The organism is Methylobacter sp. S3L5C (genome assembly GCF_022788635.1).
Taxonomy (GTDB): domain Bacteria; phylum Pseudomonadota; class Gammaproteobacteria; order Methylococcales; family Methylomonadaceae; genus Methylobacter_C.
Genome location: NZ_CP076024.1, coordinates 1395152 through 1411217, shown reverse-complemented (window position 1 = coordinate 1411217; position 16066 = coordinate 1395152). Strand labels below are relative to the sequence as shown.

At 44.5% G+C, this 16066-nt stretch carries 14 protein-coding genes and 1 pseudogene; 6 read left to right on the top strand and 9 right to left on the bottom strand.

Annotation, left to right across the window (positions count from 1 at the left end; translation table 11 throughout):
• Window positions 1-39 precede the first annotated feature (39 nt).
• Window positions 40-333: a hypothetical protein gene (locus tag KKZ03_RS06535; RefSeq protein ID WP_243220713.1), complete on the bottom strand. Its 294-nt coding sequence runs from the start codon at window positions 331-333 to the stop codon at window positions 40-42.
• 133 nt (window positions 334-466) lie between these two features.
• Here KKZ03_RS06535 and KKZ03_RS06530 point away from each other — a divergent pair, with 133 nt between their 5' ends.
• The 3 genes from KKZ03_RS06530 (at window position 467) to KKZ03_RS06520 (ending at window position 4022) form a co-directional block, all read left to right on the top strand.
• On the top strand, window positions 467-2617 hold the full coding sequence (locus KKZ03_RS06530) for an AsmA family protein (protein WP_243220712.1): 2151 nt from the start codon (window positions 467-469) through the stop codon (window positions 2615-2617).
• A gap of 86 nt (window positions 2618-2703) precedes the next feature.
• Window positions 2704-3747, top strand: coding sequence for an A/G-specific adenine glycosylase (mutY, locus tag KKZ03_RS06525; protein ID WP_243220711.1), 1044 nt, complete (start codon window positions 2704-2706; stop codon window positions 3745-3747).
• 2 nt (window positions 3748-3749) lie between these two features.
• On the top strand, window positions 3750-4022 hold the full coding sequence (locus tag KKZ03_RS06520) for an oxidative damage protection protein (protein WP_243220710.1): 273 nt from the start codon (window positions 3750-3752) through the stop codon (window positions 4020-4022).
• A 78-nt stretch (window positions 4023-4100) separates the two neighbouring features.
• Here the strand turns inward: KKZ03_RS06520 and KKZ03_RS06515 are convergent, their stop codons facing one another.
• The 6 genes from KKZ03_RS06515 to rph form a co-directional block, all read right to left on the bottom strand.
• A complete protein-coding gene (locus tag KKZ03_RS06515; protein WP_243220709.1) occupies window positions 4101-4562 on the bottom strand; it encodes a hypothetical protein in 462 nt (153 codons plus the stop codon).
• A gap of 120 nt (window positions 4563-4682) precedes the next feature.
• Window positions 4683-5633, bottom strand: coding sequence for a DMT family transporter (locus KKZ03_RS06510; RefSeq protein ID WP_243220708.1), 951 nt, complete (start codon window positions 5631-5633; stop codon window positions 4683-4685).
• Window positions 5612-6127 (bottom strand): MOSC domain-containing protein, encoded by a 516-nt coding sequence (locus KKZ03_RS06505; RefSeq protein ID WP_243220707.1) that lies wholly within the window; start codon window positions 6125-6127, stop codon window positions 5612-5614. Before KKZ03_RS06505 ends, KKZ03_RS06510 begins: the two co-directional genes overlap by 22 nt.
• Window positions 6120-7175, bottom strand: coding sequence for a phosphotransferase enzyme family protein (locus KKZ03_RS06500; RefSeq protein WP_243220706.1), 1056 nt, complete (start codon window positions 7173-7175; stop codon window positions 6120-6122). Before KKZ03_RS06500 ends, KKZ03_RS06505 begins: the two co-directional genes overlap by 8 nt.
• Window positions 7176-7213: 38 nt before the next feature.
• Window positions 7214-7822, bottom strand: a complete 609-nt coding sequence (rdgB, locus tag KKZ03_RS06495; protein ID WP_243220705.1) for an RdgB/HAM1 family non-canonical purine NTP pyrophosphatase — start codon at window positions 7820-7822, stop codon at window positions 7214-7216.
• 131 nt (window positions 7823-7953) lie between these two features.
• The gene (rph, locus tag KKZ03_RS06490; RefSeq protein ID WP_243220704.1) at window positions 7954-8682 is read right to left on the bottom strand and encodes a ribonuclease PH; all 729 of its coding nucleotides are present in this window, start codon (window positions 8680-8682) and stop codon (window positions 7954-7956) included.
• A 165-nt stretch (window positions 8683-8847) separates the two neighbouring features.
• On the opposite strand from rph, the gene KKZ03_RS06485 reads away from it, so the two are divergent.
• The 3 genes and pseudogenes from KKZ03_RS06485 to KKZ03_RS06475 form a co-directional block, all read left to right on the top strand.
• Window positions 8848-9714 carry a YicC/YloC family endoribonuclease gene (locus KKZ03_RS06485; RefSeq protein WP_243220703.1) on the top strand — a complete coding sequence of 289 codons (867 nt, stop codon included), beginning with the start codon at window positions 8848-8850 and terminating at the stop codon, window positions 9712-9714.
• A 188-nt stretch (window positions 9715-9902) separates the two neighbouring features.
• Complete coding sequence (locus KKZ03_RS06480) at window positions 9903-10190, top strand: transposase (protein ID WP_243220702.1); 288 nt, start codon at window positions 9903-9905, stop codon at window positions 10188-10190.
• Between the two features lie 21 nt (window positions 10191-10211).
• A pseudogene (locus tag KKZ03_RS06475) lies at window positions 10212-11099 on the top strand (IS3 family transposase); the annotation flags it as partial.
• Window positions 11100-11402: 303 nt separating this feature from the next.
• Here the strand turns inward: KKZ03_RS06475 and KKZ03_RS06470 are convergent.
• Together KKZ03_RS06470 and KKZ03_RS06465 are read right to left on the bottom strand one after the other, a co-directional pair.
• Window positions 11403-12869 carry an efflux transporter outer membrane subunit gene (locus tag KKZ03_RS06470; protein WP_243220701.1) on the bottom strand — a complete coding sequence of 489 codons (1467 nt, stop codon included), beginning with the start codon at window positions 12867-12869 and terminating at the stop codon, window positions 11403-11405.
• Window positions 12866-16066: an efflux RND transporter permease subunit gene (locus KKZ03_RS06465; RefSeq protein WP_243220700.1), complete on the bottom strand. Its 3201-nt coding sequence runs from the start codon at window positions 16064-16066 to the stop codon at window positions 12866-12868. The genes KKZ03_RS06470 and KKZ03_RS06465 overlap by 4 nt, the downstream gene beginning before the upstream one ends.

Here is a 16066-nt window from a genome sequence, read left to right as displayed (position 1 = left end):
GGTTAAGACATTTAACGCTTGAAGCTTGGGCCTTTTGAATTAGCCTTGATTATTGTTTTTGGCCGCATCTGCCAACAATTTCTTTCTGATCAAAAAAGCGGCTCCAATGGCACAAAGAACCGGAATCTGGTTAAGTATAAGTGCAAGTATCGTACTTTTGGCAACAAATCCGGATAAGACAGCTGCTATAGCCAGCTTAACTCCTCCCCAGGCAAGCCAATAGCCTATTATTCCTGTAATAGCCCATTTAAATCGCTCCTCACCTTTCTCTTTTGCCGTTAAATAAAACCACACCAGCACAGCAATTCCTGCAAATACAGCTAAAATCGACATCTTTTCACTTCCTTCTTAATTATTATATGCAATACAACATCATTGATTCCCGCCAGAATTTAACTGGCGTCAGTGCTGCATGATATTCCATAATAGACAATCATTACACTTTATTTAAAACCAGGAAAGTATTGTGGGAAAACCGTTTAAAATCATACTATCAATCATTGCGGCAATGTTCTTTGTGGTAGCGATTACGCTCATTACCTTGCCTTTTGTCATTGATCCAAATAACTTTAAACCCGAGATTACCGCCGCTGTTAAAGAAAAGATCGGCCGCGACCTGACCTTGACAGGCGAATTAACACTGTCAATTTTCCCATGGCTAGGCATTTCAACCGGCCAAATGGTCTTGGGCAATGCCGCAGGCTTTCAGGAACGTCCCTTCGCGACTCTCGAAGAAAGCACTATCAAGGTTAAATTATTACCTTTATTAGCGAAGAAAATTGAAATCAGCCGGATCATCGTCAAAGGCTTGGTACTGAATCTTACAAAAAATTCACAAGGCGTGAACAACTGGAGTGATTTAAGCACATCAGCTACGATAAAAACCACCTCACCCACTATAAACACTATCAATAATGGCGCAAAAACTGACGACAGCAATACTTCGTTAGCTTTAACTATCGGTGGTATTGCCGTAGAAAGTGCCCAAATTAACTGGGATGATCAGCACTCGGAAAAACACCTGCTTATAAAAGATGTTAACCTTAATAGCGATCAGTTTAGCTATGACCAGCCTGTTGCCATTGATCTTTCTTTGGTCGTTTTAAATCCTGAAACAAAACTCACCGAGTCTATCAAATTAACTACGGGGTTCACGATTAATGAAAGACTCGATACATTGATATTAAGTCATAGTGATTTACAAATAATCCTGACAGGAGAAAGCATACCCGGAAAATCCCTAACGGCTACGCTTAACGTCACAGCAACTGCGCTTGACCTGGCGAAGCAGACCATTAATGTATCCGGCTTGGTACTTAAATCCAAGGATGTCACCCTCGCTGCGGAAATTACCGGCAGTTCACTTGATGACAAGCCTTCTTTTCAGGGCCCTGTCAGCATTGCTGCCTTTAATCCATCAGAGGTATTAAAGCAACTGGGCATCGCCATTCCGGTTATGCAAGATCCCAAGGCCTTGACCAATTCAGCAGCAACTTTTACTCTGGTGGCAACGGAAAACTCGGTCGATTTGCAAAATTTAATAATGACTCTGGATGAGACGCAAATTAAAGGCTCAACCCGTTTTAGCGACTTTACCCAACCCGCTATCACTTTTAACCTGATAGCCGATGCTTGCGATGTTGATCGTTATTTACCACCGGTTACCGACAAATCGTCCAGACCGGTCACCAGCCCCGCAGTTGCCTTGGCAACTGGCGCTTCTGCTTTACCTGTAGAAACTTTAAGAAAATTGAATATTGATGGTCAATTATCTCTGGGTAAACTTAAAATTAACGGCTTGGTTATGCAAGACATTCAATTAAACCTACAGGCGAAAAATGGCCTTATTAGCACTGAACAGTCTGCTAAAACGTTTTATCAAGGTTCCTATAACGGCAGCCTTGCTATCGATATGCGCAACAAAATCCCAGCCTTGACTTTAAACGAGAAAATAACCCGCGTACAAATAGAGCCCTTACTTAAGGACTTTAAAGGCGAAGCCAAAATGAGTGGAATCGTTGACGCCTCGGCACAATTACAAGGACAAGGTAACAATACTCATGAGCTTAAATCATCACTCAATGGCAACATCAGTTTTTTGTTTAAAGATAGCGTAATCAAAGGTTTTAATCTGCAAAAAATTATTGATGATGCCAAAGCCTTAATTAAAGAACCTGCGGTAACCGTCAATAATAAAAATGATCAAACGCTGTTTACCAACATTACAGGAACTGCAACCATTAATAAGGGCCTGCTCCAAAATAACGATTTGGTTGCCTCCTCTGCCAAAATGCGTATCAATGGCAAAGGTAACGCCGATCTGAACACAGAAAAACTCGATTACAAGCTTAATACCCGACTCATTAAAACCGGGGCGACGGCAACGGAACCGGAACAGCTTCATGATACGCCTATCAATATCGCTATTGCCGGCACCTTTAGTAAACCGACTTATACACTTGATGTAGCCGCACTGTTAACTGATAAAAACAAAGCCAAAATAGAAAAATTTATCGATAAAAACCAGGAAAAAATAGACAACATCGCAGATAAAATTGACAAGAAAGTAGGCCCCGGCATTGGTAATTTATTAAAAGGTCTGTTCAAAAAACACTAACAACTTAATGTCAATAAACAGGACTTTAATCCTTAACTTGGTGAGGGATAACTTCAGCCGCCCCCCCGCAACATGATAACGCTTTTATGAATCCATCAGATTTCCAACAACATATCCTCGCTTGGTTCGATCAAAAAGGTCGAAAAGATCTGCCCTGGCAAAAAGACATTAGTCCTTATCGGGTATGGCTTTCTGAAACAATGCTGCAACAAACCCAGGTTAGTACGGTTATTCCGTACTTTAATGCCTTCATCGAACAATTCCCTACTCTGGAGTCTTTGGCGCAAGCACCTGCTGATGAAATTTTACATCGTTGGTCCGGTTTGGGATATTACGCTCGCGCCCGCAACTTACATAAAACTGCACAACTTATAGCAGAACAAGGTTATTTTCCTGATACATTGGCGGAGCTTAACGCATTACCCGGTATAGGATTATCCACCGCCGGAGCTATCTTAAGTATTGCCTTTCAAAAAAGCCATCCCATACTCGATGGCAATGTAAAAAGAGTCTTGGCACGATTTAAAGCCGTTTCCGGCTGGCCCGGCACCAGTCTGGTTAATAAAGAATTATGGGCTATCAGCACCCATTTAACTCCCATAGATCGCGTTGCTGATTACACTCAGGCAATGATGGATTTAGGTGCGACCGTTTGTACCCGCAGTAAACCAAAATGCGCTGACTGTCCTCTTGAAAAGCATTGTTTGGCCAGAAGTACCGAAACGGTATCCCTGTTGCCAACCCGTAAACCTTCTAAAATTTTGCCGGTTAAACAACTTGTGTTCTTGTTACTGAGTAATAACAACAAGCAGACATTACTGGAAAAAAGACCGCCGACCGGCATCTGGGGGGGCTTATGGAGTCTGCCGGAATTTGACAGTATTGAATCTGCGCATAACTGGTGCTTAACAAATAACCGGCCTGTTATCGATTCTGAAACACTGGCAACCCGCCGGCATACCTTTTCCCATTACCATTTGGATTACACACCGGTACTTATCCAAACAGATAACCTTATAAATTTTGTGATGGAAGCCAATCAAACTGTCTGGTATAACGCTAAACAAATTAACCTGCTGGGATTACCGGCACCTATTAAACTGCTGTTGCAGCAACATACAAGAGAATGATAATGACTAGAATGGTTAAGTGCGTAAAATTGGGTATAGAAGCTGAAGGCTTTGACGAACCGCCATTTCCGGGACCTAAAGGCCAAGAAATATATGAAAAAATATCTAAAACTGCCTGGAAAGAATGGTTAACAAGGCAAACCATGCTAATTAATGAAAATAAATTGGCCAGTTTTGATCCGAAAGCTCGTGCTTATTTGGCAGAAGAAAGAACCAAATTCCTGTTTGAAGGAAGTAACGAGATGCCTGAAGGTTATGTTCCACCCAAAGCCTGAAACTGTATTTTAATAATACTGTAAATAAGACATTTTGAGCGCTAGCGGCAAAGGTCGCTAAACGCTCAACATATATTGCTACAAACCTTTACCAACGTCAGGATAGCTCTGCTGGGGGGGTATTTCAGGTAATACTTCTGGCGCCTCGACTGGGACTGGCTTTGGTAACACGGCATCCTTCTGCACTTCGGCCTTATTGGGTGCTACCATCAAATGATGCTTATTCGGTGAGGCATGATAAGGAAAATCACGGTCACCTATAGGCCGAACAAAAGTATAGCCGGCAGGTGCGAGAACCAAAATTTCACTCATTTTAGCAAACGCATCATGTGGTTCAGGTATGGATGCCAGTCCAATCAATGGACTTACCCCGACAAATACTACCGAACCAATGACAGTTGCAACCAAACCCACCGGCCGATAAAGCAAAACATCCAATAATATAAAGCCCGGACCGGTTTTATCGATGCTTTGCGGCTGTGCAATTGCCGAACCACAGATTACCGATAATAAAATATAAAGGCTGATTAGTTTTTTCATAATTCCTGGCTGTGTAATGGGGTGATGAGAGGTGAATCTAGTCTACTTTTTGGTTATTGTCCAGAAAGACAAGCAGGATTAGCGCAGTAAATGCATAAAAAGGCCAGCAAGTCGGGACTATTATTTGGAGGAAAGCACCTTAACCCGACCGACCACATAAACTCCAGCCAACACAAACAAAGTCCCCATCAACTGAAGCCAAGTAATCGCCTCATCCAATAGCAAATAAGCCAAAACCAGAGTCACTATCGGACCGGTTGTGCTGATAATGGCTGCTGATCCTGCACCAATTCTACGTATACCGGCATTCATGAAAAATGCCGGCAACACGGTAGAAAAAATTGCCATGAGTAATGCCAGATAATAAACACGCTGCCATTCGCTATAAGGCAGCGAGAGCAATCGACTAAAATTATCGCCATGCTGAACAGCAAAATGTACCAAGGTTGCGATGCTGGCAACGGTCATCGTATAAACGGTAAAACGTGCTGAACCTATGCGTAACGTCATAACGCCACTGCCCATAACAAACCAGGCAAAAATAACGGCACTACTAAGCACAAAACCTGAACCCAACAAAAGCCCGGATGAAGCTACCGATAAATGTTCCATAAAAACCAGCAGAGTGCCGATATAGCTCAAACCCAGCGCGATACCAACACGAGCGGTAATTTTCCGCCGGTAAACAAGCGCAGAAAACAAAACGACAAAGGTAGGATACAAGAAAATAATAACCCGCTCCAGTCCCGCTGATATGTATTGCAGCCCGATAAAATCCAGATAGCTTGCCAGGTAATAACCCATTAAGCCCAAAACAATCACCACTGCCCATTGTTTTTTATCCAGCGGCAATGCCTGTGTTTTTTTATTGTGCCAAACGGCAACCAGCAAAAAAAACGGCAACGCAAACAACATACGCAAAGCCATCAGGGAAATGGCATCAACTTCAGGATTGGCGGCATAAGCCAGCTTTACCAAAATGGCTTTGGCTGAAAAACCCAAGGCACCAAGCATTACCAGAGCATAACCTATAACAAGATTGCGTTGTTCTACAGAATATTGTTTACGCAAGGTATCTCTCTATGCGGCAAGACTGTCAAATCATCACCAACTCGCAGTACACCACCGCTTAACACTTGAGCCGTTAATCCGCCATGTCCGCGCATGGCGTTATAGCCGCCGAAACCTAATAATTTTTCCATTTTTGAACAGGGGTGGCAATATCCGCTTGTTTGAAAAACAACCTCGCCGATACGAAATTGCTGATTTTTTAACGCCAGCAAGTTAATACCTTTAATCACCAGATTACGGCGCAATAATTCAGGAACAATGGCTTTGCCCATAATCGATTCAAGCACCGATAAATGTTCCCACTGCATTAACGTCACCTGCCGTTTACCGCTACTGCCGTTATAACGATCGCCTATCAAACCCGAACGTTGATCGGCCAGCACTTTGTTCACGGTAATCATGGGCTCACCTCGCGCAGGTCTTACGCCTATCCACACCAGTTCTCCGGATTGTGGAAATAGCTGCATTAACTCGGCGAGGCTTAAATTATTCATGGTTTTTTAACTGCTCTATTAATGCCTTAATGGCAAATTCCTGCGCCATGATGTTCTCACACAACCGGAATTGGTCAGCTGCACGCTTCAGGTTTTGTTTATGCTCAGTGACTTTAAAATAACGGTTACCCTGCAGATAATCCGTATAAAAACGCAGCCCCAGTTCAAACGGAATTAAGCGGATAGCCGCGTACAAAAGCCGGTAATCATCATCGGTAAAAAATGCACCCGCTTCGGCTAAGTAGCTTGTTAATATGGCCGTGGAAATAGTCAGATCAAAAGTATTAGTTGCCAAATCATGACAGCAAGATCGCAAACAATCACCAATATCATAATGCACCAGGCCCGGCTTAACGGTATCGAGATCAATAATACTGACGACTTTTTTACTATCCTTATCAAAAAGAAAATTATTTAATTTAGGGTCGCCATGAATAATCCGCAAGACCAGCAAGCCTTGCTGTTTGGCGGCTTCCAGATCATTAGCAAAATGCTGATTGTTGGCAATAAACTCTGTGCAATAAAGACTTTCAGGCTCAAGTTGCCGGGTCGATTGGGTTAAAACCTGATGATAATGGCGTAAGTAATCAGGGGAAATATGAAATCCGGGCAACGTATCGTACAGTAGCAAAGGCTCAAGATCACTCACTAAACGATGAAAATGCCCCAATGCAAAGCCTGTCTGTTGCGCCTGATTTAAATTAGTCAGAGTCTCCAGACTTTCTGTATTCGCTATAAAGGACAGTGCACGCCAGTAATCACCCTGTTCATCCTGATAAAAGTCCTCGTTAGCGATAGTTTTTACCAAACCCGGAATTTTCAGTTTTACGTCAGTAGCGGATTTTTGCTCAAGATGCCGGTTAAGCCGGATCAGGTTAGCCATAATCTGATCCGGTGCAGGAAAAACACTGCGATTAATACGTTGCAGAACAAATGGTGCTGATTGCGTAGTCACCAGAAACGTATCATTAATCAGGCCGTTGCCTAACGGAGATAACGCGGTAACATCATTGGCAAACTGGTGAGCGATGGCAAACAGTGTATTCATACTTTATCGAATTAATAGCAAATGCCAATTGGTCGCATCTAGAGCTCCCTCGCCTTAATTAAAGCCGTTAAACTTTGCAATGCCTGACCTCTGTGGCTTATTGAATTTTTAACGTCAGCCGATAATTCAGCCGAGGCGCAATGATGTTCCGGCACCCAAAACACCGGATCATAGCCAAAACCATTGGCACCGATAGCATGGTCTAAAATTCTGCCTTCCCAAACGCCTTGAGCAATAACCGGAAAAGGATCATTGGCGTGCTCCATAAATACCATCACGCAAATAAAACGTGCGCTACGCTGCTCATCAGGAACACCTTCCAGTTCCTGTAGTAATTTAAGTACATTATCCTGATCACTGGCACCAACACCCGCATAACGCGCCGAAATAACACCCGGCGCACCGTTTAAAGCATCGACAACCAGTCCGGAATCATCGGCTATAGACGGCAAATTGCAATGCAGAGCGGCATTTCTGGCTTTGATAATGGCATTTTCTATAAAAGTCGAACCGGTTTCCTCGGCGTCTGTCACCTTAAACGCTGACTGTGGGACAATGAGGTGATTGGCAAGAATCGTCTGGATTTCTTTAATTTTACCGGGATTGCTGCTGGCCAGAACGATCTGTTGTGATGAGAGAAAAGTCATAGAGATTTCAAAGGTCAAGATGCAAGTAAAAAATCTTAAAAACAGCAAGCACCAGGAAGACACGAATTTTTACTCTTGGCTTTTTCTTCGTGTCCTTCGTGTCTTCGTGGTGATGTTTTAAGCTGAAAGTCTTATTTTAATAAATATTGTTCCAAAGCTTCCTGTTGCTTTTCCAACAATTGCTTAATACCAAGACCTGCCAACTCAAGCATCGCATCCAGCTCTTCTTTTCTAAAGGCATGACCTTCGGCAGTCCCCTGAATCTCAATAAATGCACCGGCATCATTCATCACCACATTCATATCGGTTTCGGCATTGCTATCTTCGGCATAATCCAAATCCAGCACCGGTATACCATTAAAAATACCCACCGATACTGATGCCACTTGTCCATGTAGCGGGTTGGTTTTAATCTGTTTGCGTTTAAGCATTTTTTCTATCGCAATCGACAAGGCAACAAAACCACCGGTAATTGCCGCTGTACGCGTACCACCATCGGCCTGCAAAACATCGCAATCAATAGTAACACTATGCTCACCCAACGCTTTCAAATCAACCGCTGCTCTTAAAGAGCGACCGATTAAGCGCTGAATTTCCAAAGTGCGACCACCCTGTTTACCATAAGCCGCTTCACGACTCATCCGGCTATGTGTTGAACGGGGTAACATACCATATTCAGCGGTAACCCAGCCTTCACCTTTGCCTTTAAGAAAACGCGGGACACTTCTGTCAACGCTGGCAGTACAAAGCACTCGGGTATCGCCAAACTCAACCAGCACAGAGCCTTCTGCATGTTTGGTATAACCGCAGGTAAATTTTATTTCTCTGAGTTGATCTGGATTACGTCCGCTAGGTCTCATGTCTGTTCCGATAAAATTAAAACTGCCAAGTATACCTGATCTGTAAGCCGTTAAGTTTTCAATTTATAAATTCTTGCCAAAGAGTGGCAATAAGCAAGACTCAAATATCAGGGTATTAGAATGCTATACTTACATTTTTGACTCTTTAACTTTCACAGGTGATTAATGATTAGAAGTATGACCGCTTATGCCGGGAATGAGGCGCGTATTGGAGACTCAACCCTACATTGTGAATTACGTTCGGTCAACCACCGTTACTGTGATATCACCTTAAAACTCCCTGATAACTTACGCTTTATTGAAACGGATTTGCGCACACTTATTGCTGCAAAAGTTAATCGGGGCAAGGTTGAATGTTCATTGAGTATTAAAAAACAGGCCAAAGACGGACAAAGCTTTAACGTTAATAGCGATGCGGTGCGCGCCTTACTTGCCGCCACCGATGCCATTGAAGAGCACATGCTCGCACCTTTATCATTTTCAGCGCTGGATATTTTGGCTTTCCCCGGCATTCAGCAAGAACCTGCTACTGACAAAACCCACCTTAATGAAGAAATAACCCATCTGGTCAAGCAAACACTGGCAAAATTTCTGGAAGTACGGGAACGCGAAGGCGCTCAACTTAAAGTCTTGATCGAAGAGCGCTGTATAAAAATGCAGGGGTTTGTGGTCTTGGCCAGCAAACGAATACCTGTAGTCCTATTACTGATCCGCAATAAATTAACCGACAAAATTAACGAACTGGTTGCACAACCCGACTTTGATCGTCTGGAACAGGAACTGGTTTTTATGGCGCAAAAACTGGATATTACCGAAGAACTGGATCGACTGGATACTCATATCACTGAAGTGTTGCGCGTATTAAAAGAAAAAGACCCCGTTGGCAGACGCCTGGATTTTTTAATGCAGGAACTCAATCGTGAAGCCAACACCTTAGGCTCTAAATCAACCGACAAGGAAATGACCCAAATCGCCATTGAGCTTAAAGTGCTGATTGAACAAATGCGCGAGCAGATTCAAAATATTGAATAGATTTTAAAACTGTCACTCCAAATATTGCTCCACGTTTAAAGCCTCATAAATTGAGGCTTTTTTGTGCCTGATGGCTTTTGTTGGCCCACAAAATTGCTAATACTCGACCTTTAAACTTTTTAATCTGAAATGGTTTAATTAAACAGGACACTTCTAAAGACAGCTTTATAATGTCAACAGAGGTGAATATGAGTAATAAAACTAAGCAAAAACGACCCAATTACACGATTGAATTTAAACAAGATGCGGCCAAGTTAGTTAATGAAAAAGGCTATACACAAAAGCAAGCAGCCGATAATCTAGGTATTTCCCTTAGCGCCATTGGGCGATGGGTGAGAGCCGAACAAGGATCGCCGTCACCATCGGCGATCAAGAAAAGCGTTTTGAACTTAATCGATCAAGATGAGTTAACGCGCTTACGCAAAGAAGTTGAACAATTGCGAATGGAGCGCGAGATATTACAAGGTGCCCTTTAGGGTGAAAAAGGCCGCAGTCTTCTTTGCGAAAGAACTCCAATAAAATACGGTTTTATTCGAGAGCAACAGAAGACTTTTCCAGTTACCGTGCTATGTAAAGTAATGCAGGTTAGTACCAGCGCCTTTTATGCGTGGGCGAAAAGGCCTAAAGATACTGACAAAAAAATACGGCAAAAACAGCTTGAAGCTAAGGCGATTGAGCTATTTGGAGAAAACAAGAACGTTTACGGTTCTCGCCGTTTATCGGAAGCTTTTATAAAAGAAGATATTCAGGTCGGGCGCTATAAAGCAAGGCAATTGATGAAAAAATGGGGCTTAAAACCACGCTCCCCAAAACGTTTCCAAGTGACTACAGATAGCGATCATAATGAGACGATTGCTCCCAATCTGTTAAACAGGCAATTTGATGTTGCTGCGCCCAATAAGGTTTGGACGACCGATATTACTTACGTCTGGACTCTTGAAGGCTGGCTGTACGTCGCGATTGTCGTTGATTTATTTTCCAGGCAAGTAGTGGGCTGGTCCATTGCCAATAACATGCGTACCTCACTGTGTGTTAATGCCTTACAAATGGCGTTTTGGCGGCGAAAACCTGAACCAGGCTTGGTGCATCATTCGGATCGGGGTAGCCAGTATGCTAGCCATGAATACCGAAGTCATTTAGGAATAATGAAGATGCAGCAGAGCATGAGCCGTAAAGGTGATTATTGGGATAATGCGCCGACCGAGCGATTTTTTCGAAGCTTAAAACATGAGCAACTAAACTACGAAAAATTCAAAGCTAAAGAGGCGGCAAAGCTGAGTATTATTGATTATTTGGCGTTTTATAATGGCAAACGATTGCATTCAACATTAGGCTACCAATCCCCGCTGGAATTTGAACGGGAATTTTACAAGAAGACTGCTTAAGAAAGTGTCCGGTTTTACTTGACCATTACAAGTTCGCCAAGAGGATATTCACAATACAGGTACACTATTTTTAACGCCTTGGCCAAGATGGTGCTAAAAATAACTTTCCGATATTATCAAGAGCAGGAAAGCAGGCAGGGTTAATTCAATAGGTATCAATTATAAGCGTTATAGTCTTTCAGAAATTAAATTTTCAATTTACGTCGCACATGCTCGAACGGATACCATAGCTTCTAGAGATGGTATCCGTTAGCGTCGAATTTATTTATCCGAGAATCTATAAAGAGAAGATATTTCTATAGCCTATTGATTTACCATATTTTCTAATAATGAGTAGTGCTTGATGGGTACCGTGACTTCCCAGCCACCACCTAGTGCCTTATAAAGTGCTGCCAGTGATGTCGCCGTGGCAGTTTCGCTTTGCGCAAGACGTTCCTCGTCTTGCAACAGGCGTAACTCAGTATCCAGAACGGTCAGAAAATCGCTGACACCCTCATTGAAGCGCAGGTGAGCCAATTCATCGGCTTTTATACTGGCTTGAGCGGCAGAGGCCAGTAATACTTGTCGTGCTCGCTCTTGATTGTAGTTGACCAGAGCGTTTTCAGTTTCTTCCAACGCATTGAGCACCGTTTGCTGGTACTGAGCCAAACTGGCTTCGGTACTCGCATCAGCAGCCTTAATACGGGCGTATACACGGCCCAAATCGAGGAATGCCCAACTGATTTTTGGGCCGAAAGCATAGGCTTGTGAGCCGGTAGCGCCCAGTCCTGTAAGGGTGCTGGCTTCCATGGAGAGCGTGCCGACAAAATTAACCCGAGGAAAAAGGTCGGCAGTAGCAACGCCGATACGGGCCGTAGCAGCAGCCAGCGTGCGCTCGGCCATACGTATATCGGAGCGGCGGCGCAGTAGATCTGCAGGATTACCGATATTGATGGTCTCGACAATGATGGGTAGCGGGGCAGACTGCTCCAGTTTTTTAATCAGGGCGCCCGGTAGTTGTCCGGTCAGAATGCCGAGTCGATGAATGGCCCGGTAAATACTACCCTGTATGAGCGGAATGGTGGCTTTTGTAGAGTCAAGTTGCGCTATGGCTCTTGAGGTATCAAGTTCTGTACCACGTCCATTTTCAAGCCTGACATTAGTTATGTTTAATGTTTGGGTTTGATTCTTGGCGTTCTTTTGGGCTACCGACAACTGATTTTGAAGGCCACGCAATTCAAAGTAATTTCTGGCGACCTCGGCAATTAGACTGACGCTGAGGTCGCGAAGACTGGCTTCTTGCGCCTCAACCTCATCACTACTTGCTTCCACATTACGGCGCACGCGACCAAACAAATCAATTTCCCACGCTGCATCAAAACCGGCATTGTAAAGTTTCAGAGGACGTGGCGCAAAGGTCAGATTATTCATGGCACCAAGGCTGCGTTGCTGGTCGGTGTAATTGGCATGTGAGCTGACAATCGGAGCCATATTCAGCCCGGCCTCCATATACAGAGCTCTGGCTTCTTTGAGATTGGCCCGTGCGGTCTGAAGATCATAATTATGCTGCACAGTCTGATCAACCAAAACAGTCAATTCTTTATCTTTAAAAAGCTTCCACCAAGCCACTTCTATGCCTTTTGTCGAGAACTCAGGGTTAACTTCATGGGTGAACGCTTTAGGCGTCTCGGTTGCAGGCAACTTGTAGTCTGGACCTACCGCACAGGCACCTAGTAGTGTAGCGCTCAGAAACGTTATGACTTTATTGGCTTTTATTTTGTACTGGATCATAGGTCTTTGCCGGTAGCAGATTCTTGAGGTGATAATTTACCGGTCTTGGGCCCTTGCGGCCGCAAGCGTTGCGAAAATCCCTGTACGATTACATAAAAGACCGGCGTTAACAGCAGACCAAAAAAGGTTACGCCCAGCATGCCGCTGAACACGGCTGTACCTAATATTTGCCGTGATTCTGCACCGGCACCTTCTGCGATAACCAGTGGAAAAACACCAAAAATAAAAGCAAGCGAGGTCATTAAAATGGGACGTAACCGGATTCGACATGCCTCTATGGCAGCATCGAAGCGGTTAAGGCCGCTTTCTTCCCGCTGCTTCGCAAATTCCACGATCAGAATGGCATTTTTGCTGGCCAAGCCCACCAGTACGATAAAGCCGATCTGTGTGAAGATATTATTATCCATATTACTTAACCAAACTCCGGTCATTGAGGACAGAATACACATCGGTACGATCAGGATTATCGCAAACGGTAATGACCAGCTCTCATATTGAGCTGCCAGCGCCAAAAACACGAAAATAACACTTAACGGGAAAACCAGCATGGCTACATTTCCGGCCAGAACTTGTTGCAGGCTAAGTTCGGTCCATTCAAAGCCAAAGCCTCGTGGTAACTCCTTATGCAGCAGATCAGTCATGGTATTAATGGCCTGACCGGAACTGATTCCGGGAAGCGTGCTGCCATTGATTTCAGCCGCCGGATACATGTTGTAGCGGGTAATTTTGTCTGGTCCGGTAATTTCCTGTACATCGACAAGCGAGCCGAGAGGCACCATACCGCCTTGAAGATTACGCGTTTTTAACTTGGCAATATCCGCAGGCTTCATGCGAAATTGAGAATCTGCCTGTGCCACAACCTGATAAGTCCGCCCGAAGATATTAAAGTCGTTGATATAGAGCGATCCCAAATAGATCTGCAAGGTATCGAATACTTCTTTTAACGGGACGTCCATAGATTTGACACGGGTACGATCGACATCCAGGAACAGTTGAGGTACGCCAGTCCGCAAAGTCGTGAATAAGCCTGTCAGGCCGGGTTGCTTGTTGCCTAAATCAATCATTTCAGCATTGGTTTTTTCCAGTGCGTTAATACCGGTGTTGGTTCGATCTTGTATGAGTAGTTTAAAGCCGCCGACCGAGCTCATGCCACGGATAGGCGGCGGTGCAAACACGGCAATTTTGGCATCACCGACCTGGCCCAGTTTCTTCTGAAGCTCGGTAATAATAGCGTTGGCGTGCAATTCCGGGTGGCCGGCACGTTTGTCGAAACTCTCAAGTGTTGCAAAAAGAGTCGAAACGTTAGACTGGTTAGCCCCGCTCAAAACCGAATATCCGGCGTAGGCGTTCACATGTGCTACGCCTTTTGTTTCCAAAATCAGCCGTGTTGCTTCCTGGACTACAGCCTGAGAACGTCCCAGTGAGGCAGCATCAGGTAGTTGCGCATACATAATCAGATAGCCCTGATCTTGCTGGGGAATAAAGCCGGTGGGAACTTTTTCAAAAGCCAGGAAGTTAAGGCCGTTAAGTCCGACATAGAATATGACTACCACTACGGTCATGCGGATAAGTCTGCCGATCAGACGTGCGTAGCCTTCACTAAATCGGTCAAAAAACCGGTTAAAGGCATTAAAGAACCAGCCAAACAGACGATCTACAACCCGCGTAAATTTATCTTTGTCATGATGTGCCCGATCCAACAGTAATGCACATAATGCAGGGCTCAGAGTTAACGAATTGAAGGTAGAAATCAGGGTGGAAACAGCGATAGTCAGTGCAAACTGTTTGTAAAAGGCACCCGAGACGCCCGGGATAAAAGCGGTAGGTATAAATACAGCGATCAAAACCAACGTTGTGGCTATGATAGGGCCTATAACTTCGTCCATGGCTTTTCGGGTTGCATCCCTGGCGGATAATCCCAAGGCCATATGACGTTCTACATTTTCCACGACAACGATGGCATCATCCACAACAATACCGATAGCCAGTACCAGACCAAATAAAGATAAGGTATTAAGTGACAAGCCCATGGCTGACATTACCGCGAAAGTGCCAACCAACGAGACGGGCACTGCGAGCACTGGAATGATGGTGGCCCGCCAGTTTTGCAGGAATAACATCACGACTATCACGACCAATAATATGGCTTCGAACAACGTCTTGACTACCGCATCAATAGATTGTTGTACGAATACAACGGTATCATAAATCATGTTGTAATCAAGGCCGTCCGGAAAACTGGGCTTTAGCTTTAGCATAGTCTCGACGACAGCCTTCTTGGTGTCTATCGCGTTGGAGCCGGGTAACTGAAAGACAGCGAGGCCGACAGAGGGTTCTCCGTCCAGAACCAGGTCAGAATTATAATCTTTGGCACCTAGTTCGATGCGGGCTACATCCTTGAGTCGGGTCACCTGACCATCCGCACCTTGTTTGATAACAATCTCGGCAAATTGATCGGCATTCATAAGCCGCCCCAGTGTACTGATAGTGTATTGAAAATCAGTGTTTTCTTTTGTGGGTTGTTGGCCGACTACACCAGCTGCTACCTGGATATTTTGTTCCTGGATGGCCTTGACGATGTCGCTGGCGGTCATATTACGCGAGGCAATTTGTTCAGGATTAAGCCAGAGACGCATACTGTAGTCACGGGCACCAAAAACCACAATTTCACCGACACCGGGCAGTCGAGCCAAGGTATCTTTTATTTGTAGTAGCGCATAGTTACTCATATAAATGCTGTCGTAACGTTTATCGGGTGAGTTTAAACTAACGATCAGACTCAGATCCGGACTGCGTTTTCTGACGCTGATACCCTGTTTCCTGACTTCTTCAGGTAGCTTGGGTTCGGCCAGTGCGACCCGATTTTGTACCAGCACCTGAGCCTTGTCCAGATCAGTCCCGGGCTTAAAGGTAATGGTGAGCGTCATGGTGCCGCTATTGGTTGACTGGGAAGACATGTACAGCATATCTTCGACACCGTTAACCTCCTGCTCGATTGGTGTTGCTACTGTGTCGGCAACAATTTGGGCATTGGCACCCGAATAGGTTGCGCTGATAGTAACTGTGGGCGGTGCAATTTCCGGGTATTGGGCGATAGGCAGGGTAATTAGTGCAATGCCGCCAATTAAAACGATCAGAATAGATAATACTGACGCGAAAATTGGCCGGTCAATGAAAAAATGGGCAAATTTATTCAT

What these genes read in the sequence shown, in the direction of transcription:
- KKZ03_RS06515 (WP_243220709.1), bottom strand. Translation starts at nt 4,562, where the DNA reads ATGAAAAAACTAATCAGCCTTTATATTTTATTATCGGTAATCTGTGGT.
- mutY (WP_243220711.1), top strand. Translation starts at nt 2,704, where the DNA reads ATGAATCCATCAGATTTCCAACAACATATCCTCGCTTGGTTCGATCAA.
- rph (WP_243220704.1), bottom strand. Translation starts at nt 8,682, where the DNA reads ATGAGACCTAGCGGACGTAATCCAGATCAACTCAGAGAAATAAAATTT.
- KKZ03_RS06535 (WP_243220713.1), bottom strand. Translation starts at nt 333, where the DNA reads ATGTCGATTTTAGCTGTATTTGCAGGAATTGCTGTGCTGGTGTGGTTT.
- KKZ03_RS06465 (WP_243220700.1), bottom strand. Translation starts at nt 16,066, where the DNA reads ATGAATAAATTTGCCCATTTTTTCATTGACCGGCCAATTTTCGCGTCA.
- KKZ03_RS06480 (WP_243220702.1), top strand. Translation starts at nt 9,903, where the DNA reads ATGAGTAATAAAACTAAGCAAAAACGACCCAATTACACGATTGAATTT.
- KKZ03_RS06500 (WP_243220706.1), bottom strand. Translation starts at nt 7,175, where the DNA reads ATGAATACACTGTTTGCCATCGCTCACCAGTTTGCCAATGATGTTACC.
- KKZ03_RS06505 (WP_243220707.1), bottom strand. Translation starts at nt 6,127, where the DNA reads ATGAATAATTTAAGCCTCGCCGAGTTAATGCAGCTATTTCCACAATCC.
- KKZ03_RS06520 (WP_243220710.1), top strand. Translation starts at nt 3,750, where the DNA reads ATGACTAGAATGGTTAAGTGCGTAAAATTGGGTATAGAAGCTGAAGGC.
- rdgB (WP_243220705.1), bottom strand. Translation starts at nt 7,822, where the DNA reads ATGACTTTTCTCTCATCACAACAGATCGTTCTGGCCAGCAGCAATCCC.
- KKZ03_RS06485 (WP_243220703.1), top strand. Translation starts at nt 8,848, where the DNA reads ATGATTAGAAGTATGACCGCTTATGCCGGGAATGAGGCGCGTATTGGA.
- KKZ03_RS06470 (WP_243220701.1), bottom strand. Translation starts at nt 12,869, where the DNA reads ATGATCCAGTACAAAATAAAAGCCAATAAAGTCATAACGTTTCTGAGC.